This is a genomic window from Kitasatospora griseola, assembly GCF_044999035.1.
Classification (GTDB): domain Bacteria; phylum Actinomycetota; class Actinomycetes; order Streptomycetales; family Streptomycetaceae; genus Kitasatospora; species Kitasatospora griseola.
The window spans coordinates 2871658-2893032 of the sequence record NZ_CP173360.1 but is presented as its reverse complement, the minus strand read 5'-3'; the positions used below and the strand labels follow the sequence as shown (position 1 = coordinate 2893032).

Sequence of the window (21375 nt, the reverse complement as noted above, 5' to 3'; positions counted from 1 at the left end):
GCCCTGTGGGTATGGAGGAGAGCTTGCGAACTTACAAGGTCGTCACGTACGGCTGCCAGATGAACGTCCACGACTCCGAGCGCCTGTCCGGGCTGCTGGAGGAGGCCGGCTACACCAAGGCCGCCGCCGAGGCCGACCCCGACCTGGTGGTCTTCAACACCTGCGCGGTCCGCGAGAACGCCGACAACAAGCTGTACGGCAACCTCGGCCGGCTCGCCCCCGCCAAGCAGGCCAACAGCGGCATGCAGATCGCCGTCGGCGGCTGCCTCGCCCAGAAGGACCGCGAGACCATCGTCCGCAAGGCCCCCTGGGTCGACGTCGTCTTCGGCACCCACAACATCGGCCACCTGCCCGCGCTGCTGGAGCGTGCCGCGATCGAGCGGACCGCGCAGGTCGAGATCCTGGACTCGCTGGAGACCTTCCCCTCCACCCTGCCCACCCGGCGCGAGTCCGCGTACGCGGCCTGGGTCGCCATCTCGGTCGGCTGCAACAACACCTGCACCTTCTGCATCGTCCCCGCCCTGCGCGGCAAGGAGGAGGACCGCCGCCCCGGCGACATCCTCGCCGAGGTCGAGGCACTGGTCGCCGAGGGCGTCGTCGAGGTCACCCTGCTCGGCCAGAACGTCAACGCCTACGGCTCCGACCTGGGCGACCGGCAGGCGTTCTCCAAGCTGCTGCGGGCGTGCGGGGAGATCGAGGGGCTGGAGCGGGTCCGCTTCACCTCGCCGCACCCGAAGGACTTCACCGACGACGTGATCGCCGCGATGGCCGAGACGCCGAACGTGATGCACCAGCTGCACATGCCGCTGCAGTCCGGCTCCGACACCGTGCTGCGCGCGATGCGACGCTCCTACCGGCAGGAACGCTTCCTCGGGATCATCGAGAAGGTCCGCGCCGCGATGCCCGACGCCGCCATCTCCACCGACATCATCGTCGGCTTCCCCGGCGAGACCGACGAGGACTTCGAGCAGACCCTGCACGTCGTCCGGGAGGCCCGGTTCGCCAACGCGTTCACCTTCCAGTACTCGAAGCGGCCCGGGACGCCCGCCGCGGAGATGGACAACCAGATCCCCAAGGCCGTGGTGCAGGAGCGCTACGACCGGCTGATCGCCCTCCAGGAGGAGATCTCCTGGGAGGAGAACAAGAAGCAGGTCGGCCGCAGGCTGGAGATCCTCGTCGCCGAGGGCGAAGGCAAGAAGGACGACCGCACCGACCGTCTCTCCGGCCGCGCCCCGGACAACCGGCTCGTCCACTTCAGTCGCCCCGAGACGGGCGTGCGCCCCGGCGACGTGGTGACCGTCGAGATCACCTACGCCGCCCCGCACCACCTCCTCGCGGAGGGCCCCGCCCTCGGCGTCCGCCGCACCCGGGCGGGCGACGCCTGGGAGAAGCGGCAGGCCGCGCCCGAGACGAAGCCGGCGGGCGTCATGCTCGGGCTTCCGTCGATCGGCGTCCCGGCACCCCTGCCGAGCGCTGTGGGGTGCGAGACCGGGGGCGCGGGGAACTGCGCGAGCAACTAGTGAACGTCCGCAAGGTCGCGATCAAGTGCAAGTCATTGCCTTCGTCGCGACCTTGCTGTTAGGCCCTTCCGCTCCGCGCAGTTCCCCACGCCCCTGTTTTCGCACCGCGTAGAGTGATCGACATGCTTGTTGCCGCCGCCGTGTGCCCCTGTCCGCCGTTGCTCGTGCCCGAGGTCGCGGTGGGGGCCGCGGGGGAGGCGGAGGCGTTGCGGGGGGCGTGTCTGGACGCGGTGCGGGGGCTCGCGGACGTGGAGCTCGTCGTGGTGGTGGGGACGGGCGATCGCGCCGGGGTGTGGACGGAGGGCGGGGCGGGGTCGTTCCGCCGGTACGGGGTGCAGAAGGCGGTGAAGCTGCCGCTGGGCGGGGTGGACGGCCCGGAGCTGTCGCCGGCGTTGACGGTGGGGGCGTGGCTGCTGGAGGAGGCGGGCGTCCGGGTGCCGACGCACGCCGTCGCGGTGCGGCCGGACACGGCCGCCGAGCGGTTGCTGGGCCTGGGCCGGGGGTTGGCCGAAGTCGCCGATCGGGTGGGCCTGCTGGTGATGGGCGACGGCAGTGCCCGGCGTTCGGTGAAGGCCCCTGGGTACCTGGACGGGCGGGCCGAGGGCTACGACCGTGCGGTGGCGGGGGCGCTGGCCGCCGCGGACGCGTCGGCGCTGGCCGCGTTGGACGCGGACCTCTCGGCGGAGCTGCTGGTGGAGGGCCGGGCCCCCTGGCAGGTGCTCGCGGGTGCGGCGGAGGGCGCGACGCTCGGTGGCGAGCTGCGGTACGAGGACGCCCCGTACGGCGTCGGCTACCTGGTGGCCTCCTGGCGCTGAGTGCGCCAGCAGACCACCGGGCCGGTGGTCGCGGTCAGTCGTCCTTCGGCTTCGCGGCGAAGTCGTCGCGGGCGTGCTTGGCGGCCGAGGCGCCCTTCTCGATCTTGTCGCTGTACTTGTGCTTGGTGACGTTGTCGATGGTCTCGCCGGCCTTGTCCACCAGGTTGTCGATCTTGTCGCCGTGCTTTCCGGCCAGTTCGCTGGCCTTGTCCTTGAGTTCCTCGGCCTTGCCCTTGAGGTTGTCCATCAGGCTCATGGGGTGCATTCCTCGCTTTTCCCGTCAGATCGGTACCAGACATAGCTGATCTTCCCCGGTGAACGAGGCCGCGACACGAGAGGTGCCCGGGTTTTGCGAGACTGGTGGGGTGAGCGGTTCCTCCTCTTCTTCTTCTGTACGTCCGCGCCGGGTGGTGTCGGTGGTCGGTTCGACGGCGGCCGGCAAGTCCGATCTGGCGGTGGCGATCGCCCGTGAGCTCGGCGGGGAGGTGGTGAACACCGACTCGATGCAGCTGTACAAGGGCATGGACATCGGCACCGCCAAGCTGACCGAGGCGGAGCGCGGCGGCATCCCGCACCATCTGATGGACATCTGGGAGGTGACCGAGGCCGCCTCGGTGGCCGAGTACCAGCGCCTCGCCCGGGCCGAGATGGACCGGCTGCTGGCGGCGGGCCGGGTGCCGGTGCTGGTGGGTGGCTCGGGGCTGTACGTGCGGGCGGCGATCGACGAGATGGAGTTCCCCGGCACGGACCCCGAGGTGCGGGCCCGGCTGGAGGAGGAGCTGGAGCAGGTCGGCCCGGGGGTGCTGCACCGGCGGCTGGCGGAGCTGGACCCGGCGGCCGCGGAGGCGATCCTGACCAGCAACGGGCGGCGGATCGTCCGGGCGCTGGAGGTCATCGAGATCACCGGACAGCCGTTCACCGCGAACCTGCCGACGCAGCGCGCGGTGTACGAGGCGGTGCAGATCGGCGTGCAGGTGCCGCGGCCGGAGCTGGACCGGCGGATCGAGCTGCGGGTGGACCGGATGTGGGAGGCCGGCCTGCTGGACGAGGTGCGGGCGCTGGAGCGGGTCGGCCTGCGCGAGGGCCTGACCGCGAGCCGGGCGCTGGGCTACCAGCAGGTGCTGGCGTTCTTCGCCGGGGAGTGCACCGAGGACGAGGCGCGGGAGGAGACCGTGCGGGCCACCCGGCGGTTCGCCCGGCGCCAGGAGTCGTGGTTCCGGCGGGACGCGCGGATCCACTGGCTGGACCGTCCCGAGGGGGCCGATCCGGTCGAACTCCTGGGCCGCGCAATGGAACTGATCAATCGCCCGGAACGTCCCGGCGACACCGGCTGACCGGCGGATTTCGGCTGCCCGGGGGCGTGATCCGGCCAGCCGCCCGGGCAGCTGCACCGGCAGACGCAGGTGCAGGAGGTACCGGCGGTCACGACCGGATCACGTCCTGGCATCGGATCACCCGATCACCCCGTGGGACGCCCTGTCCGGGTCTTGCCACGTGCCATCATCGGTAGCACCGAGGCCCGGCACGCGGGCCGGCCTCACCGCCCGCGAGCTCCGGAGCTCGTGTCGAGCCATCAGGGGAGGCCGCGTGTCAACGGGTACCGGCCCCGAAACCGATGAGCTGCTGGGCGACGTGTCCGACGGTTCCGAGACGCTGCCCGAACTGGCCGTCCCCACCACCTCGTACGCGGTGGCGCTGCCCGCGATCGACGATCTGGCCGCCGCACCCGGCGTGGTGCACGAGCGGGACATCCGGCCGCGCCGTCGGCTGCGCTGGTGGCAGATCCTGCCGATCGCCGCGTCGGTGATGTTCGGCTCGCTGATGTTCGCCTTCCCGCTGGCCTTCGGCAGCGAGGGCGCGACCGCGATGATCGGGATGCTCGGCCTGCTGATCACCGCCGCCTCGGTCGGCTGGGGCGCGATGGCCGCCCGCCGGGCCGGTTACAAGTGGCCGGGCGTGCCGCGCCGGGGCAGCTCCGAGCGGGCCGGCTGGAAGGCCATCGTGCTCTACACCCTGGTGGTGGCCGCCGTCCTGGCGCTGGCCGTCTGGCGGGTCGTCCACCTGCGCGGTTAGCCCTCGCCGGCCACTACCATCGGCGGTGTGAGCGAGCGCAGCGGAATCAGCGGAACGGCCTTCCTCAAGGGGCACGGCACCCAGAACGACTTCGTGATCGTCCCCGACCCGGACGGCGAACTGGAGCTGTCGGCGGCCACCGTCGCCGCCCTGTGCGACCGGCGGGCCGGGATCGGCGCGGACGGCGTGCTGCGGGTGGTGCGCTCGGCGGCCGACCCGGTGGCGGCGGGGATGGCCGAGCAGGCCGAGTGGTTCATGGACTACCGCAACGCGGACGGCTCGATCGCCGAGATGTGCGGCAACGGCGTGCGGGTCTTCGCCCGCTACCTGGTGCACGCCGGGCACGCGAAGCCGGGCGAGCTGTCGGTCGCCACCCGGGCCGGGGTGAAGCGGGTGCGGATCGCCGAGGACGCCGCCGACGGCACCCCGGGCGGGATCACCGTGGACATGGGCCGCGCGCTGCTGCCCGGCCCGGACGACGTCACCGTCACCGTCGACGAACGCAGCTGGCCCGCGCTGAACGTCAACATGGGCAATCCGCACGCGGTCGCGTTCGTTGCGGACCTCGCGCACGCCGGGCACCTGTACGACGCGCCGGCCACCGCGCCGGCGGGCGTGTACCCGCAGGGCGTGAACGTGGAGTTCGTGGTGGACCGGGGCGAGCGGCACGTGGCGATGCGGGTGCACGAGCGCGGCTCCGGCGAGACCCGCTCGTGCGGGACGGGCGCCTGCGCGGTCGCGGTGGCCGCGATCCGGCGGGCCGGACTGGACCCGGCGGACACCGGACGGGCCGTCAGCTGGACGGTGGACCTGCCCGGCGGGCGGCTGGTGATCGAGGAGTTCCCCGACGGCCGGATCGAGATGACCGGCCCCGCGGTGATCGTCGCCGAGGGCGTGCTGGTGTAACGGCTGGTCAGCCCGACGAATCGTCAGCTCCCGCTTCCCAGCCCGCTGTCCGGCTAATCCCCCCGTTCGGGTGATGCCGATGGCAGAGCCGAAGTGGGGGCTCGCCGAACGTGCTGTGCTCGGTAGCATGGACCACCGGGTCGGCCGTCGCTCCGGTGTTGCTGCCGGAGGTGCAGATGACCATCCGCTCCGAGTTGGCGGGCTCGCCGTCCAAGCAGCAGGCGAGCCGCTTCAGCCGTGCGGCGCTCGGCCGGGCCGGCCGGGCGGCGCTGCTCGCCACCGGGCGGACGCCCGTCCCCGACGCCATCGAACCGATCGTGCAGGCGCACCGGGTGCACCACCCGCAGGCTGACCTGGCGCTGCTGGCCCGCGCCTACCGGGTCGCCGAGGAGAGCCACCGCGGGCAGACCCGCAAGAGCGGCGAGCCGTACATCACCCACCCGCTCGCGGTCACCATGATCCTCGCCCAGCTCGGCGCGGACACCACCACGCTGGTCGCCTCGCTGCTGCACGACACCGTCGAGGACACCGAAGTGACGCTCGATCAGGTCGCCGAGGACTTCGGTCCGGAGGTCGCGTACCTGGTGGACGGCGTCACCAAGTTGGAGAAGGTCGACTTCGGGGCGGCGGCCGAACCCGAGACCTTCCGCAAGATGCTGGTCGCCACCGGCGACGACGTCCGGGTGATGGTGATCAAGCTCGCCGACCGGCTGCACAACATGCGCACCATCCGGCACATGAAGCCGGCCAGCCAGGTGCGGATCGCCAACGTCACCCGGGACGTGCTGATCCCGCTCGCCGAACGGCTCGGCATCCAGGTGGTGAAGGCGGAGCTGGAGGACATCGTCTTCGCCACCCTGCACCCCGAGGAGTACGAGCGCACCGGCGCGGTGGCCGGCGGCTGGACGGACGGCGTGCTCGCCCCGTTCGCCGCCGAGCTCGGCCGCCAGCTCGCCGAGGCCGGGATCTCCTCCGCCGTCACCGTCCGCCCCCGGCACCTGGTCTCGCTGCACCGGGTGATGATCAAACGCGGGGCCGGCCCGGACGGCGCGGGGCTGCGGCCCGCCGACTTCGGGCGGCTGCTGGTGGTGGTCGAGGAGAACGCCGACTGCTACGCGGTGCTCGGCGAACTGCACACCTGCTGGACGCCGCTGCCCGGCGAGTTCAAGGACTTCGTGGCCGCCCCCAAGTTCAACCTGTACCAGTCGCTGCACACCGCGGTGGCGCTGCCCGGCGGCGAGGTGGTCGAGGTCCTGGTGCGCACCCGGCGGATGCACGAGGTGGCCGAGACCGGGGTGGTCGCGCTCGGCGACCCGCGCACCGACCGGCAGGGCGCCGCCGAGGACCCGGAGGACCGCACCGACCCGGCCCGCCCCGGCTGGCTGGCCCGGCTGCTGGAGTGGCAGCAGGACACCCCCGACCCGGACGCCTTCTGGTCCGCGCTCACCGCGGACCTGCGGGACGACCGCGAGATCACCGCCGTCACCGAGGACGGCACCACCCTGCACCTGCCCGCCGGGGCCAGCTGTCTGGACGCCGCCTACCTGATCGGCGAGGAGACCGGCCACCGGTGCATCGGCGCCCGGATCAACGGCCGGCTCACCGCGCTCTCCACCGAACTGCGCGACGGCGACGTGCTCGGCCTGCTCACCGCCCCCGTCGGCGAGGACAGCGGCCCCGACCCGGAGTGGCTGGAGTACGTCCGCACGCCCGCCGCCCGGCTCGCCATCGAGCGCCGGCTGGCGGCCGGCCCGCTGCCCGCGCCCGCCGCCGAACGCCTGCCCGCGGCCGGCGCCCCGGTGCCCGCAGCACCGCCCGCGCCACCCGCCGCCGCGCCCGCCGACGCACCGGAACTGCCGGGCGCCGCCGTCCGGTTGGCGCGCTGCTGCACGCCGGTGCCGCCCGACGAGGTGACCGGCATCGTGCTGCGCGGCGAGGTCGTCGCGGTGCACCGGGCGGGCTGTCCGACCGGCACCCGGATGCTGCGCGGCGGCCGCCGGGCGGTCGCGGTCCGCTGGCTACCCGGCGGCGCCCCGCAGTGGGGCTACCGGGCCACCCTGCACGCCGAGGCGCTGAACCGGCCCCGGCTGCTGGCCGATCTGACCGCCGCGATCTCCGGCGAGGGCGTGTCGATCTTCTCCGCCGACGTCGAGCCGCCCCGCCAGCTGCGGGTGCGGCACAGCTACACCCTGGAACTCGCCGACGCCGCCGCGCTGCCCGCGGTGATGCGGGCGATGCTCCGGGTCTCGGGCGTGTACGACGTGTACCGGCCGGGCGGGCCCGAGGAAGTGCCGGTCCGGGCGGCGGCCGCGCCGACCGGGGCGGAGCCGGCCGTGCCGGGGCCGGTGACGGGGGCCGCCGGGGCGGCTGGTAAAAGGGATGACTCGGGCACAGCGGGCGTGCGACCATCGTGGGGAATTCACGGCGGCTCCGCCGTGTTGTCCGAGAGCACCACCCGATCTATCCAAGGATGAAATGACCTCCACGTTCGACAGCCGCACCCGATCGAGCGAGTCGGCCAACCGCCTCGCCGACCTCAAGGCGGAAGCCCTGATGGACGAGGACCTCGCGGCGATCGACGAGGGCCTCGGAAACTACGACGGAGAGCAGTACGACCGCTCCGAGCGCGCCGCGCTCCGACGCGTGGCCGGCCTCTCCACCGAACTCCAGGACGTCACCGAAGTCGAGTACCGCCAGCTCCGCCTGGAGCGCGTGGTGCTCGTCGGCGTGTGGACGGACGGCACGCTGGAGGAGGCGGAGAACTCGATGGCCGAGCTCGCCGCGCTCGCCGAGACGGCCGGCTCCGAAGTCCTGGACGGTGTGATCCAGCGCCGTGACAAGCCCGACGCGGCCACCTACATCGGCTCCGGCAAGGCCCAGGAGCTGCGCGACCTGGTCGCCTCCACCGGCGCCGACACCGTGGTCTGCGACGGCGAGCTGACGCCCGGTCAGCTGATCCACCTGGAAGACGTGGTGAAGGTCAAGGTCGTCGACCGCACCGCGCTGATCCTGGACATCTTCGCCCAGCACGCCAAGTCCCGTGAGGGCAAGGCGCAGGTCTCGCTCGCGCAGATGCAGTACATGCTGCCGCGCCTGCGCGGCTGGGGTCAGTCGCTGTCCCGGCAGATGGGTGGCGGTGGCTCCGGCACCTCGGGCGGCGGCATGGCCACCCGTGGTCCCGGTGAGACCAAGATCGAGACCGACCGGCGGCGGATCCGCGAGAAGATGGCGAAGCTCCGCAAGGAGATCGCCGAGATGAAGAAGGGCCGCGACACCAAGCGGCAGGAGCGGCGGCGCCACCAGGTGCCCTCGGTGGCCATCGCCGGGTACACCAACGCCGGCAAGTCCTCGCTGCTCAACCGGCTCACCGGCGCCGGTGTCCTGGTGGAGAACGCCCTGTTCGCCACCCTGGACCCGACGGTCCGCCGGGCGCAGACCCCGAGCGGCCGGCTGTACACGCTGGCCGACACCGTCGGCTTCGTCCGGCACCTGCCGCACCACCTGGTCGAGGCGTTCCGCTCCACCATGGAGGAGGTCGCCGACGCCGACCTGATCCTGCACGTGGTGGACGGCTCCCACCCGGAGCCGGAGACGCAGCTCGCCTCGGTGCGCGAGGTGATCGTCTCGGTCGAGGCGCAGAACGTGCCCGAGATCGTGGTGATCAACAAGGCGGACGCCGCGGACCCGGCGGTGCTCCAGCGCCTGCTGCGCCGCGAGCCGCACGCCATCGTGGTCTCCGCCCGCAGCGGCCTGGGCATCGACGAGCTGCTCGCCCTGATCGACGAGGAGCTGCCGCGCCCCGCCGTGGAGGTCCGGGCCCTGGTGCCCTACACCCGCGGCGACCTGGTCTCCCGGGTGCACGCGGAGGGCGAGCTGCTCTCCGCCGAGCACACCGCGGAGGGCACGCTGCTGCACGCCAAGGTGGCGGCGGTGCTGGCGGCCGAGCTGGAGCGGTACGCGGTCGTCACCGCGTAGCCGCCCGCGGCACCGCGCAGAACGCCGAACGGCCCGAGGAGGGAGACCTCCTCGGGCCGTTCGCACGTCCGGACTACTGCTGCCCGCCCTTGCCCTGGACGAAGGCGTCGAACATCCGCTTGGCGTCCGGGCCGAGGTTGGGGCCGGCCATCCAGGAGTCGTTGCCGATCGAGTTGTCGGAGAACAGCACGGTCTTGCCGTCGTGCTTGGTGAACCAGCCGCCGCCGGAGGAGCCGCCGGTCATGGTGCACCCGATGGCGAGCATCGGCGGCCGGGAGGCGTCGAAGACGAACGGGGTCGGCTTCAGGGCGGAGTCGCAGTGCTCCAGCTCCTCGCCGTCGAACGGATCCGCGGCCGGGTAGCCGTACGAGGAGGGCGAGGTGATGTCGCCCGGCTGGGCGCCGAACCAGATCGGCATCGACCCGCCCACGGTCTCCTCCAGCGAACGCTTGGAGCCGTCCGACGCGGCCACCCGGACCACCGCGAAGTCGAACTGGCTGGCCGAGCTGCCGTGCTCGCCCTCCTTCTGGAGCCACTGCGGCATCACCAGCATCCCGCGGGCCGCCCAGACGCCGAGCGGCGCGACCTGTTCGAGGGTGGCGTCCTTGCCCTTGCTGGACGCGCCGCTCTTGTTGTAGGCGGGGACGAACGCCATCTTCTGGAAGTAGTCCTTGCCCTTGCCCCCGTGGGCGCAGTGCGCGGCCGTCCACACCAGGTTGCTCTTACCGGGGTGGGCCGGGTCGCTCACCACGGTGCCCGAGCACTGGCCCTCGCCCTCCGGGGTCTGGATGAAGATCTTGCCGACCACCGCGGTGTCCGCGGAGTACGGGTGCGGCTGGGGCTTGGCCGCGATGGCCTTCGGGAAGTTCACGTCCGCCATTGACGGCCACTTCTTGGTGTCCGGCTTCTCGATGTCGACGCCCTTCGCGCCGGAGAGCCTGCCCCGGTCCCAGAACGCCTTGATCGCCTGCAGGTCCTCCGGCTTGAAGCCGTTCTTCTCGGCCCAGTCGGCCCAGTCGTCGGCGGTCCAGCTGGAGACCTTGGCGAGCGCGCTCTGGATGTCCTTCACGTCCACGCCCGGCTTCGCGGCGCCGCTACTGCCCGGCGGCGCCGGGTTCGGCTTCGGGCTCTGGCTCTGGCAGGCGGCGGTGGTGACGGCGAGCACCGTCACCAGGGCGGCCGCGGCGGCGGAGCGTACGCGGCGCGCCGTCCGGTGCTGGGTGGTCATGGGCAGTTCCCCCGTGGTCGTCGGTCGAATGGAGAGTCGCGGGAGGTGACGGGCGGTCACTTCCGCGAGATGTAGTCGAGGGCCTGGCGGGCCACGCCCTCCAGGTAGGGCCCGTTCAGGGCGGTGTGCGCCTGGGTGCCGATCGAGGTGTTGCTGACCAGCCGCTGGCGGCCGTCCGGGCCGTCCGCGAACCAGCCGCCGCCGGAGGCGCCGGCCGTCATGGTGCAGCCGATCACCAGCATCGACGGGCGGGCCGCGTCGAAGCTCCGGGAGCCCGGGCGGCCGGAGTCGCAGCGCTCCAACTCCTGCCCGTCGAACGGCGCGACGGCCGGATAGCCCCACGCCTGGATCGCGAGCTGCTCGCGCGGCGCGTCGAACCAGACCGGCACGGCAGTGCCGATCACCTCTTCCAGCGAGCGGCTCTCGCCCTCCGGGCCGCGCACCTTGATCACCGCGAAGTCGTACTGGTTCGCGGCGTCCCCGCCCCTGGTGCCCTCGGTGGTCCACAGCGGCGAGGTGATCACCTTGTCCGCCCACCACTGCCCGAGCGGGGCGACCTCGGCGAGCTTCGCCCGCTGGTGGTCGCTGGCCGCGCCCGAGCTGTTGTACGCGGGCACGAAGACCAGGTTCTTGTACCAGTCGCCGCCCTTGCCCTCGTGGACGCAGTGCGCGGCCGTCCACACCAGGTTGCTGCGGCCCGGGTTCGCCGGGTCGGCGACCACGGTGGCCGAGCACTGGCCGGTACCGCCGTTCGGGGCGGTCATGAAGACCTTCCCGGACGCCGGATAGCTGGTGTACGGACGCGGCACCGGCTGCGCGGCCACCGCGGGCGGAGCGCTCGTGGTGGACGGTGCGCCGCTCGCGGACGGCTCACCGGCGGCCGGCGACGGCGCGGCCGGTGTCGACGCCGACGACGAGTCGGGCGCCGGCGCGGGCTGCTGCGGCGGCGCCTGGTCCATCGTCTCGGCGCTCCACACGCCCGCCACCGCGGGATTGCGGAAGTCGTGCCGCTTCGCCCAGCGGTCCCACTCGGCGAACCCCCAGTGCTTCAACTCGGCGAAGCTGTGCGGGTTCCCGTCCCCGCCCGGGTCGCCGGTCGACCCGCAGGCGGACACCCCGCCCAGCAGCACGGCCGCGGTCAGCGCGGCCAGTACCCCCCGTGCCCTCACCCTCAACCCCCCTGAAACAGTCCGTTCCCCCGGGGACAGTCTTTCATCCGGGCCCGGGCCACCGGCGGGCGGTGCGGTCCTGTTGGCGTCCGGTCATCGAACCGTGATGGTGACGGTCCGTCAGGATCCCAGCCGGCCCGCCGGTACGGGGACGATCGGCAGAAGCTCACCGGAACGAGTGAGCCGATCTTGTGTCCGCACCGAAGGGATAGGTAACCCTTACCCGAAGGCAATCGCGCGGCTCAAGGAGCGGATTTGGCCACCATCCTCACCGACGTTCTCCCGGTCGCCCGGCCGTCGGCCGGACACCTCAGTACGGACCCGCTGCTCCACCCCGACCCGGCCGTCGCCGCCGAACACGCCGCCACCGAGAGCCTGTTGCGCTGCTGGGCCCGGGAGACCGCCGCCGCACGCCCCGACGGCGACCTGCTGCGCATCCCGGTGCTCGGCGGCGCCGCCCAGCTCTCCGCGCCGGTCCGTCACTGGTCGGCCTGCGGCTGGCACCGGTTCGGCCCCGCCACCGTCTCCACCGGCGCCGCCGAGCACCCGGTGGACGCCGTGACGGTCGCCGCCCTGGTGGCCGGCGCCACCGGCCGCCCCGAGCCCGGCCAACTCGCCGACCTCACCTCCCGGGTGGCCGACTCGGTCGGCCGCACCGCGGAGATCCTCGCGCACCGCCGCCGGACCCCCGCGGCCCCCAGCGACCCGTTCCTGCGCGCCGAGCAGTCGCTGCTGCTCGGCCACCCGCTGCACCCCACCCCGAAGAGCCGCGACGGTCTCGGCCCCGCCCAGTCCGCCGCCTACTCGCCCGAACTGCACGGCTCGTTCCGGCTGCACTGGTGGGCCGTCGACCGCAGCCTGCTCGCCGCGGACTCCGCCGTCGGCGCCCCCGCCGAACGGCTCACCGCCAAGCTGTACGGCCGCCCGCTGCCCGACGGCGCCGCCGCGCTGCCACTGCACCCCTGGCAGGCCCGGGAGCTGACGCTCCGTCCGGCCGTCGCCGAGCTGCTGGAGCGGGGCCTGCTCACCGACCTCGGCCAGCACGGCGAGCCCTGGCACCCCACCAGCTCGGTGCGCACCGTCTGCCGGCCCGGCACCCCGTGGATGCTCAAACTGTCGCTGGGCCTGCGGATCACCAACTCCCGCCGGGAGAACCTGCGCAAGGAGCTCCACCGCGGCGTCGAGGTGCACCGCCTGCTGGAGGCCGGGCTGGCCCGGCGGTGGCAGGCCGCCCACCCCGGCTTCGACATCGTCCGCGACCCGGCCTGGATCGGCGTCGACCACCCCGCGCTGGGCGACCCGAACGGCCTGGACACCGTGCTCCGGCAGCTGCCGTTCGGCCCCGCCGACCGGGCGCTGTGCGTGGCCGGCCTGGTCGCCGAACAGCCCGTCGACCCGGCGGGCTCGCAACTCGCCCAAGTGCTCGGCGAACTCGCCGCCCGCACCGGCCGCCCCGCGGCGACCGTCGCCACCGAGTGGTTCCTGCGCTACCTGGACGCCGTGGTGCTGCCGACCCTCTGGCTGGACGGGCAGGCCGGCATCGCGCTGGAGGCCCACCAGCAGAACAGCCTGGTCCTGCTCGACGCGCAGGGCTGGCCCACCGGCGGCCGCTACCGCGACAACCAGGGCTACTACTTCCGCACCTCGCACGCCGACCGGCTGCACCGGATGCTGCCCGGACTCGGGGCGCACAGCGACACCTTCGTCCCCGACGCGGTCGCCGACGAGCGCTTCGCCTACTACCTCGGCATCAACCACGTGCTCGGCCTGATCGGCGCCTTCGGCTCCCAGCAACTCGCCGACGAACAGCTGCTGCTGGCCGCCCTGCGGCGCTTCCTGGCCGGCCCCGCCGCGACCGCCACCGGCTCCGCGCTGCCCGCCCTCCTGCTGGACACCCCCACCCTGCGGTGCAAGGCCAACCTGCTGACCCGGCTGCACGGCCTGGACGAGCTGGTCGGGCCGGTGGAGACCCAGTCGGTGTACGTGGAGATCGCCAACCCGGTGGCCGGGGCGTGACACCCGAGCTCCGCATCCCCACGGCGGCCGGCGGACTCGTGCTGCGCACCGTCCGGCCCAGCACCGACCTGGAGCTGCTCACCGACTGGATGAACGACCCGGAGACCGACCGCTGGTGGGCCCTCGCGGGCCCGCCGGAGACCACCGCCGCGCACCTCGCCGGGCAGCTCGACGGCGACGGCCGCAGCCGCCCCGTCCTCGCCCTGCTCGACGGCGAACCCACCGGCTACTTCGAGCTGTACCGCGCCGACCTCGACCCGCTGGCGGCGCACTACCCCGCCCGCCCGTACGACCTGGGCGTGCACCTGCTGCTCGCCCCCGCCGCCCGCGGCCGGGGGCTGGCCGCCCTGCTGCTCGACGCGATCGCCGCCCGGCTGCTGCGGGACGAACCCCGCTGCACCCGGGTGCTCGCCGAACCCGACGTCCGCAACACGCCCTCCGTCCGGGCGTTCACCGCCGCCGGATTCACCCGGGCCGCCGATCTCGACCTCCCCGACAAGCGCGCCGCCCTGATGATCCGCCCGCGGCCCGAGACCTAGGACGCCATGACTCCCCACGACGACACGACAGGCCGGCAGCCCGAGCCGTACGACCTGATCGGCGTCGGCATCGGCCCGTTCAACCTGTCGCTGGCCGCGCTCGCCGACCGGGCCGACACCGTCGGCGCGCTGTTCCTCGACGCCCGACCCGAGTTCCGCTGGCACCCCGGCATGCTCGTGGACGGCGCCCGCATGCAGGTCCCGTTCCTCGCCGACCTGGTCTCGCTGGTCGACCCCACCAACCCGTGGTCGTTCCTCAACTACCTGCGCGAGCAGCAACGGCTGTTCCCGTTCTACTTCAGCGAACGCTTCCAGCTCCCGCGGCGCGAGTACGAGCACTACTGCCGTTGGGCCGCCGACCGGCTCCCCAACTGCCGCTTCGACAGCCCCGTCGACGCCGTCCACTGGGACGCCGACCGGCGGCAGTACCGGGTGCACGCGGCCGGCCGGACGTACCCGGCCCGGAACCTGGTGCTCGGCGTCGGCACCGAGCCGGCCCGCCCCGCGGCGTTCGCGGCGCTGCGCGACCACCCGGCGGTGCTGCACTCGGCCGACTACCTGACGCTGCGGCAGAAGCTCGACGGGGCACGGGACATCACCGTGGTCGGATCCGGCCAGTCCGGCGCCGAGGTGTTCCTCGACCTGCTGCGGCGGCACGCCGGCGACGGCACCCGGGTGCGCTGGCTCACCCGGACCAGGGCGCTCGCCCCGATGGAGTACTCCAAGCTCGGCCTGGAGCAGTTCACCCCCGACTACACCCGCTACTTCCACGGCCTGCCCGAGCCGGTCCGGGACGCCCTGGTGCCCGCGCAGTGGCAGTTGCACAAGGCGGCCAGCGCGGAGACCCTCGCCGAGATCCACGACCACCTGTACGAGCGCACCGTGGGTCGCCCGATCGACGCCGAACCGGTGGAGATCCTCCCCGGCACCGCCGTCACCGAGACCGCCCCCGGCCCCGGCGGCGGCATCGAACTGCACTGCCGGCACGCCGACTCCGGCCGCCGCCACTCGGTCCGCACCGACGCCGTGGTGCTCGCCACCGGCTACCGGGCGGTCCGGCCCGCGCTGCTCGACCCGATCGCCGAGCTGATCGACTGGGACGAACAGGGCCGCTTCCGGGTCGACCTCGACCACCGGGTCGCCACCCGGCCGGAACTCACCGGGGGGCTGTACGTCCAGAACGCCGAGTTGCACACTCACGGAGTCGGCACCCCGGACCTCGGGCTCGGTGCGCACCGCGCCGCCGTGATCCTGAACGCCGTCGCGGGCAAGACCCTGCACCCGCTGCCCCACCGCACCGCCTGGACCACCTTCGCCCCGGAGCCCGCCACGGCCCCGGTGCTCCCGCGACCCCAGGAAGGGAACGAGCGTGCCGCAGCCGGCCGTTGACACCGCACTCCACCTGCCGCCCCAGCTCACCACCGGGCACTGGCGGGCCGCCGCACGCGCCATGCTGGCCAAACTGCTCGGCGAGTTCGCCTACGAGGAACTGCTGCACCCCCGGCCGGAGGGCGACCACTACCTGCTCGAACTCCCGGACGCCGACTACCGGTTCACCGCCCGCCGGGGCGCCTACGGCAGCTGGCGGGTCGACCCGGGGTCGATAGCGGGCGGCGACGATCCGCTGCGGTTCCTCCAACAGGCCCGACACACACTGAAGTTGAACGGCGACACCACCGGCCACCTGGTCCGCGAGCTCACCGCCACGCTGATCGCCGACGCCCACCTGCGGGCCACCGCGCTGAGCGCGGCCGAACTCGCGGACCTCGACCACGTCGCGCTGGAGGGCAGACAGACCGGCCACCCGTGGATCGTGGCCAACAAGGGCCGGCTCGGCTTCTCCGCCACCGACGCGGCCGGCTGGGCCCCCGAGGCCCGGCTGCCGCGCACCCTGCCGTGGCTCGCCGTGCACAAGAACCTGGCCGCCTTCCGCGGCGACGAGACCATCTACGACACCGAGCTCGACCCCGCGTTCCGCGCCCAACTCGGCGAGCGCGCCGCCGAGTTCTGGCTGCTGCCGGTGCACCCCTGGCAGTGGGACGAGACCGTGGTCGGCCTGTTCGCGCCGTGGATCGCCAGCGGCGAGATCATTCCGCTGCCCAGCGACGGCGACCTGCGGCTGCCCCAGCAGTCCATCCGGTCGTTCTTCAACCTGAGCAGACCCGACCGGTGCACCGTCAAACTGCCGCTCGCCATCCTCAACACCCTGGTCTGGCGCGGCCTGCCCACCGAACGCGCGCTCGCCGCGCCCGCCGTCACCGCCTGGATCCAGCGGCTGCGCGACCAGGACCCGTACCTGCGCGACGAGTGCCGGGTGATCCTGCTCGGCGAGATCGCCTCCGTCACCGTCGAGCACCCGCTGTACCGGGACCTGCCCGACGCTCCCTACCAGTACAAGGAACTGCTCGGCGCGATCTGGCGCGAACCCCTCGGCCGGCACCTCGACGACGGCGAACGCGGCCGCACCCTGGCCGCGCTGCTGCAGACCGGCTCCGACGGCCGTGCGCTGGCCGCCGAGCTGGTCGCCCGCTCCGGGCTGGACGTCCGCAGCTGGGTCGACCGGTTGTTCGCGGTGATGCTGCCGCCGCTGCTGCACTTCCTGTACCGCTACGGCCTGGTGTTCTCCCCGCACGGCGAGAACGCGATCATCGTCTTCGACCAGCGGGACGTCCCGGTCCGGCTCGCCGTCAAGGACTTCGTCGACGACGTCAACATCAGCGACCGGCCGCTGCCGGAACTCGCCGACCTGCCCGACGGGATCGGCGAGGTGCTGCTGCGGGAGAACCCCGACTACCTGTGCCAGTTCCTGCACTCCGGGCTGTTCATCGGCGTCTACCGCTACCTGGCGCCCCTGCTGGAGGAGCAACTCGGCCTCCCCGAGACCGAGTTCTGGGACCTGCTGGCCGAGCGGATCCGGGACTGCCAGCGGCGCTTCCCGGAACTCGCCGACCGGCACCGGCTGTTCGACCTGTTCACGCCGCGGATCGACCGGCTCTGCCTGAACCGCAACCGGCTGCTGCTCGACGGCTACCGCGACCGCCCGGACCGTCCGCACGCCGCCGTCCACGGCCAGGTCGACAATCCGCTGCACAGCACCGCGCACCTCCCGACCCGACAGCACCGGATTGTCACCCCGGCCCCGTAGGCTGGGAATGTCATGACGAACGACACCGCACCCCTGCCCGGCGGCCCGGACGCGTCGGCGCCTCCCGTCCCCGCCTCCCGTATCCCGGAACTGCTGCACGCCGCCGTCGACGCCGTCGGCGGCGTGGAGCGGCCCGGGCAGGTCCGGATGGCCGAGGCGGTCGCCTCCGCCGTCGACGAGGGCGAACACCTCCTCGTCCAGGCCGGCACCGGCACCGGAAAGTCCCTCGCCTACCTGGTGCCCGCCCTCGCCCACGGCGACAACGTGGTGATCGCCACCGCGACGCTCGCCCTCCAGCGCCAGCTCGTCGAACGCGACCTGCCGCGCACCGTCGACGCCCTGCACCCGACGCTGCGCCGCCGCCCGCTGTACGCGATGCTCAAGGGCCGCTCGAACTACCTGTGCCTGCACCGCGCCAACGAGGGCACCCCGAGCGACGAGGGCGAGGGCCTGTTCGACCCGGTCGACGCGCTCGGCGGCCCCACCGGCAAGCTCGGCCAGGACGTGCTGCGGCTGCGCGACTGGGCCGACGAGACCGAGACCGGCGACCGCGACGACCTCACCCCCGGCGTCTCCGACAAGGCCTGGGCCCAGCTCTCCGTCACCTCCAAGGAGTGCCTGGGCGCCTCCCGGTGCGCCTACGGCCAGGAGTGCTTCGCCGAACAGGCCCGCGAGCGCGCCAAGTTGGCGGACGTGGTGGTCACCAACCACGCGATGCTGGCGATCGACGCGATCGAGGGCGCGCCCGTCCTCCCCGAACACGGCCTGCTGATCATCGACGAGGCGCACGAGCTGGTGAACCGGGTCACCGGCGCCGCCACCGCCGAACTCACCGTCGGCGCCGTCAACCGGGCCGTCAAGCGGGCGGCGAAACTCGCCAACGAGAAGGCGGTGGACGCGCTGCAGGCCGCCGCGGAGAACTTCCACGGCCTGATGGAGACCGCGCAGCCCGGCCAGGTCGAGGAGCTCCCCGAGTACCTGGGCTACGCCGTGGCCGGCATCCGGGACGCCTGCCGCCAGGTCATCACCTCGCTCGGCGAGACCCGCGACAAGGGCCTCAGCGACGAGGACGCCGTCCGCAAGCAGGCGATGGCCTCCGCGGAGACCCTGCACGAGACGGCGGACCGGCTGCTCACCGGCTCCGAGTACGACGTCGTCTGGATCGAGCGCAGCGACCGCTTCGGCCTGGGCACCGCATCGCTGCGGGTGGCCCCGCTGTCCGTCTCCGGGCTGCTGCGGGAGAACCTGTACAAGGACCGCTCGGTCGTCCTCACCTCCGCCACGCTCAAGCTCGGCGGTGACTTTCTCGGCGTCGCCGCGTCCCTCGGCCTGCCCGGCGAGACCAGGCTGCCCGACCACCGCACGCCCGACGGGCCGAGCGCCGAGACCGGCGAGGACGCCCCGCCGTACTGGCGCGGCCTGGACGTCGGCTCCCCGTTCACCTACCCCAAGCAGGGCATCCTCTACGTCGCCAAGCACCTGCCGCCGCCCGGCCGGGAACCCGACCGGCCGGAGATGCTCGACGAACTCACCGAGCTGATCGGCGCCGCCGGCGGCCGGACCCTCGGCCTGTTCTCCTCGATGCGGGCGGCGCAGGCCGCGGCGGAGGCGCTGCGCGAGCGCCTGGACGTGCCGATCCTGCTGCAGGGCGAGGACACCCTCGGCGAGCTCATCCGCACCTTCGCCTCCGACGCGCAGACCTGCCTGTTCGGCACGCTCTCGCTCTGGCAGGGCGTCGACGTCCCCGGCTCGGCCTGCCAGCTCGTCGTCATGGACCGGATCCCGTTCCCGCGCCCCGACGACCCGCTGATGAGCGCCCGCCAGAAGGACGTCGAATCCCGCGGCGGCAACGGCTTCATGGCGGTCGCCGCGACCCACGCCGCCCTCCTGATGGCCCAGGGCGCCGGCCGCCTGGTACGTGCGGCGGACGACCGCGGCATCGTCGCCGTCCTCGACCCGCGACTCGCGACCGCCCGGTACGGGAGCTTCTTCCGCTCCTCCATGCCGGACTTCTGGTACACCACCGACCGCAACCAGGTCCGCCGGTCCCTCGCCTCGATCGACGAGTCGGCGCCGCCGGTCCGTCCCCGGTAGGCAGCGGGCATCCAACAGCAAGGTCCGGCCGAGGACGGGACTCCCGTCTTCAGCCGGACCTTGCTGTGCGTCGCCTTGCTCGCGCCCCCGGTTTCGCGCTCGCCTGCCTTCGTCCTACAGCCGGCGCAGGACCGCCACGACCTTGCCGAGGATGGTCGCGTTGTCGCCGGGAATCGGCTCGTACGCCACGTTGTGCGGCATCAGCCAGATCTTCCCGTCCTCGCGCTTCAGGCGCTTCACCGTCGCCTCGCCGTCGATCATGGCCGCGACGATGTCCCCGTTCTCGGCGACCGGCTGCCGGCGGACCGTCACCCAGTCGCCGTCGCAGATCGCGGCGTCGATCATCGAGTCGCCCTTGACCGTCAGAGCGAACAGCTCGCCCTCGCCGACCAGCTGACGGGGCAGCGGGAAGACGTCCTCGACGGTCTGTTCGGCGAGGATCGGGCCGCCGGCGGCGATCCGGCCGACCAGCGGCACGTAGGAGGTGGAGGGCCGGCCGGAGGTCTCGGCCGCGGCGGGGCGGGCGACCTCGACGCCGCGGACCTCGTAGGCGCGCGGGCGGTGCGGGTCGCGGCGCAGGAAGCCCTTGCGTTCCAGGGCCATCAGCTGGTGGGCGACCGAGGAGGTGGAGGACAGGCCGACGGCCTGGCCGATCTCGCGCATGGACGGCGGGTAGCCCCGGCGCTGCACGGAATCGCGGATGACCTCGATGACGCGGCGCTGGCGCTCCGTCAGACCGGCTTCGTCGGTGCGGATGCCTGGCGGTCGGCCGGGGAGGGCGCGGACGACGGGGGTGGGCACACCGAGCGGGGACTCCTCGATCGGCTGACTACGGCTCATGGTCTGATCCATGCTCTCCTGGTCAGTGGTGCGCGCGGAACGCTCCTGCACCGGGATGGCGGTCTTGGCTTCTACGGTGTGCATGACGCTTGCGGTGCTGGGGGTGGACATCGCGGGCGACCCTCTCGACTGGTGCTCCAACTGTCCAGCTCAACTGGCGCCTCTATCGAAAGGTTGCGCCAAACACACGTTCGAGTGAATTTATTCGAGGTTGCCGGACGTGATCAAGCCTCCGGGTGTAAGTCGATTGCATGTTCGACTCGAACAGTCTATGGGGTCCCGGCCTGCGATGTCCTCGGCTCTCACCCGTTCGCCCGGCGTGGCGCGGCGTCCGCCACTAGATCTAGTGGCTAGTGTCCTCGATCGGGCACAGGTCTTGTGTTTCGAGTCGGGTAGAGTGGTTCGAGTCGTTCGCCGTCGGTCGCAGGGAGGGAGTTCCAGGTGCACTGCCCCTTCTGCCGGCATCCGGACAGCCGAGTCGTGGACAGTCGGGCCAGTGACGACGGTTGCTCGATCCGCCGTCGCCGGCAGTGCCCGGACTGCAGTCGCCGGTTCACCACCGTCGAGACCGCCACTCTGATGGTGATCAAGCGCAGTGGCGTCACCGAGCCCTTCTCCCGCGAGAAGGTGATCTCCGGCGTCCGCAAGGCCTGCCAGGGCCGCCCGGTCACCGAGGACGCGCTGGCCCAGCTCGGGCAGCGGGTCGAGGAGTGCGTGCGGGCCAGCGGCAGCGCCGAGCTCTCCACCCACGACGTGGGCCTGGCGATACTCGGCCCGCTGAAGGAGCTGGACGTGGTGGCGTACCTGAGGTTCGCCTCTGTCTACCGGGCGTTCGACAACCTCGAGGACTTCGAGGCCGCGATCGCGGAGCTGCGCTCCGAGCGGCCCGCGGCCCCGGTTCCGGTGCCCGTGCCGTAACGGCCGGGTCCCTTTCACTTTTTTCATTCAAGTCACCGCAGTACCCGTGTGCCGTGGCCGGGCTTCCGCCTGCCCGCGCACCAGGAGAACGAACCAGTCGTGCCCGGACTTTTCAGGGCACTTCGGGCGTTTGCCCA

At 72.8% G+C, this 21375-nt stretch carries 17 protein-coding genes; 13 read left to right on the top strand and 4 right to left on the bottom strand.

Annotated elements, in window-relative coordinates:
* The first annotated feature begins 11 nt into the window (after window positions 1–11).
* Both miaB and ACI1MP_RS13005 read left to right on the top strand, forming a co-directional pair.
* On the top strand, window positions 12–1520 hold the full coding sequence (gene miaB / locus ACI1MP_RS13010; protein ID WP_404868725.1) for a tRNA (N6-isopentenyl adenosine(37)-C2)-methylthiotransferase MiaB: 1509 nt from the start codon (window positions 12–14) through the stop codon (window positions 1518–1520).
* Window positions 1521–1642: 122 nt separating this feature from the next.
* Entirely contained in the window at window positions 1643–2335 is a 693-nt protein-coding gene (locus ACI1MP_RS13005; RefSeq protein WP_404868724.1) for a hypothetical protein, read from the top strand.
* Between the two features lie 34 nt (window positions 2336–2369).
* On the opposite strand, the gene ACI1MP_RS13000 is transcribed toward ACI1MP_RS13005, so the two are convergent.
* Window positions 2370–2591, bottom strand: a complete 222-nt coding sequence (locus tag ACI1MP_RS13000; protein WP_043909793.1) for an antitoxin — start codon at window positions 2589–2591, stop codon at window positions 2370–2372.
* 109 nt (window positions 2592–2700) lie between these two features.
* Here ACI1MP_RS13000 and miaA point away from each other — a divergent pair, with 109 nt between their 5' ends.
* The 5 genes from miaA (at window position 2701) to hflX (ending at window position 9289) form a co-directional block, all read left to right on the top strand.
* A complete protein-coding gene (miaA, locus tag ACI1MP_RS12995; protein WP_380343630.1) occupies window positions 2701–3669 on the top strand; it encodes a tRNA (adenosine(37)-N6)-dimethylallyltransferase MiaA in 969 nt (322 codons plus the stop codon).
* A 253-nt stretch (window positions 3670–3922) separates the two neighbouring features.
* Window positions 3923–4408, top strand: a complete 486-nt coding sequence (locus ACI1MP_RS12990) for a hypothetical protein (RefSeq protein WP_100589776.1) — start codon at window positions 3923–3925, stop codon at window positions 4406–4408.
* 27 nt (window positions 4409–4435) lie between these two features.
* Complete coding sequence (dapF, locus tag ACI1MP_RS12985) at window positions 4436–5314, top strand: diaminopimelate epimerase (protein ID WP_380343636.1); 879 nt, start codon at window positions 4436–4438, stop codon at window positions 5312–5314.
* 176 nt (window positions 5315–5490) lie between these two features.
* Window positions 5491–7788: a RelA/SpoT family protein gene (locus ACI1MP_RS12980; RefSeq protein WP_404868723.1), complete on the top strand. Its 2298-nt coding sequence runs from the start codon at window positions 5491–5493 to the stop codon at window positions 7786–7788.
* 1 nt (window position 7789) lies between these two features.
* A complete protein-coding gene (hflX, locus tag ACI1MP_RS12975) occupies window positions 7790–9289 on the top strand; it encodes a GTPase HflX (protein WP_100589777.1) in 1500 nt (499 codons plus the stop codon).
* A gap of 73 nt (window positions 9290–9362) precedes the next feature.
* Here hflX and ACI1MP_RS12970 read toward each other — a convergent pair whose 3' ends face one another.
* Both ACI1MP_RS12970 and ACI1MP_RS12965 read right to left on the bottom strand, forming a co-directional pair.
* Window positions 9363–10517 carry a serine protease gene (locus ACI1MP_RS12970; protein WP_043909803.1) on the bottom strand — a complete coding sequence of 385 codons (1155 nt, stop codon included), beginning with the start codon at window positions 10515–10517 and terminating at the stop codon, window positions 9363–9365.
* 56 nt (window positions 10518–10573) lie between these two features.
* Window positions 10574–11686: a hypothetical protein gene (locus ACI1MP_RS12965; protein ID WP_380342368.1), complete on the bottom strand. Its 1113-nt coding sequence runs from the start codon at window positions 11684–11686 to the stop codon at window positions 10574–10576.
* Between the two features lie 255 nt (window positions 11687–11941).
* Here ACI1MP_RS12965 and ACI1MP_RS12960 point away from each other — a divergent pair, with 255 nt between their 5' ends.
* Genes ACI1MP_RS12960 through ACI1MP_RS12940 form a run of 5 tightly spaced genes read left to right on the top strand, consistent with a single transcriptional unit; the run spans window position 11942 to window position 19480 of the window.
* The gene (locus ACI1MP_RS12960; RefSeq protein WP_404868722.1) at window positions 11942–13702 is read left to right on the top strand and encodes an IucA/IucC family protein; all 1761 of its coding nucleotides are present in this window, start codon (window positions 11942–11944) and stop codon (window positions 13700–13702) included.
* Entirely contained in the window at window positions 13699–14241 is a 543-nt protein-coding gene (locus tag ACI1MP_RS12955; protein ID WP_404868721.1) for a GNAT family N-acetyltransferase, read from the top strand. The genes ACI1MP_RS12960 and ACI1MP_RS12955 overlap by 4 nt, the downstream gene beginning before the upstream one ends.
* A 6-nt stretch (window positions 14242–14247) precedes the next feature.
* Window positions 14248–15630: a lysine N(6)-hydroxylase/L-ornithine N(5)-oxygenase family protein gene (locus ACI1MP_RS12950; protein ID WP_380342361.1), complete on the top strand. Its 1383-nt coding sequence runs from the start codon at window positions 14248–14250 to the stop codon at window positions 15628–15630.
* The gene (locus ACI1MP_RS12945) at window positions 15611–17386 is read left to right on the top strand and encodes an IucA/IucC family protein (RefSeq protein ID WP_380342358.1); all 1776 of its coding nucleotides are present in this window, start codon (window positions 15611–15613) and stop codon (window positions 17384–17386) included. Before ACI1MP_RS12950 ends, ACI1MP_RS12945 begins: the two co-directional genes overlap by 20 nt.
* Before the next feature lie 12 nt (window positions 17387–17398).
* A complete protein-coding gene (locus ACI1MP_RS12940) occupies window positions 17399–19480 on the top strand; it encodes an ATP-dependent DNA helicase (protein WP_404868720.1) in 2082 nt (693 codons plus the stop codon).
* 114 nt (window positions 19481–19594) lie between these two features.
* Here the strand turns inward: ACI1MP_RS12940 and lexA are convergent, their stop codons facing one another.
* Entirely contained in the window at window positions 19595–20320 is a 726-nt protein-coding gene (gene lexA / locus ACI1MP_RS12935; RefSeq protein WP_198520699.1) for a transcriptional repressor LexA, read from the bottom strand.
* Between the two features lie 441 nt (window positions 20321–20761).
* Here lexA and nrdR point away from each other — a divergent pair, with 441 nt between their 5' ends.
* The gene (gene nrdR, locus ACI1MP_RS12930; RefSeq protein ID WP_043909810.1) at window positions 20762–21238 is read left to right on the top strand and encodes a transcriptional regulator NrdR; all 477 of its coding nucleotides are present in this window, start codon (window positions 20762–20764) and stop codon (window positions 21236–21238) included.
* The last annotated feature ends 137 nt before the right edge of the window (window positions 21239–21375 follow it).

Bases quoted from the DNA above. Each gene is read 5' to 3' on its own strand.
- miaB (WP_404868725.1), top strand. From the start codon at position 12: ATGGAGGAGAGCTTGCGAACTTACAAGGTCGTCACGTACGGCTGCCAG.
- ACI1MP_RS13005 (WP_404868724.1), top strand. From the start codon at position 1,643: ATGCTTGTTGCCGCCGCCGTGTGCCCCTGTCCGCCGTTGCTCGTGCCC.
- ACI1MP_RS13000 (WP_043909793.1), bottom strand. From the start codon at position 2,591: ATGAGCCTGATGGACAACCTCAAGGGCAAGGCCGAGGAACTCAAGGAC.
- ACI1MP_RS12980 (WP_404868723.1), top strand. From the start codon at position 5,491: ATGACCATCCGCTCCGAGTTGGCGGGCTCGCCGTCCAAGCAGCAGGCG.
- hflX (WP_100589777.1), top strand. From the start codon at position 7,790: ATGACCTCCACGTTCGACAGCCGCACCCGATCGAGCGAGTCGGCCAAC.
- ACI1MP_RS12970 (WP_043909803.1), bottom strand. From the start codon at position 10,517: ATGACCACCCAGCACCGGACGGCGCGCCGCGTACGCTCCGCCGCCGCG.
- ACI1MP_RS12950 (WP_380342361.1), top strand. From the start codon at position 14,248: ATGACTCCCCACGACGACACGACAGGCCGGCAGCCCGAGCCGTACGAC.
- ACI1MP_RS12940 (WP_404868720.1), top strand. From the start codon at position 17,399: ATGACGAACGACACCGCACCCCTGCCCGGCGGCCCGGACGCGTCGGCG.
- lexA (WP_198520699.1), bottom strand. From the start codon at position 20,320: ATGAGCCGTAGTCAGCCGATCGAGGAGTCCCCGCTCGGTGTGCCCACC.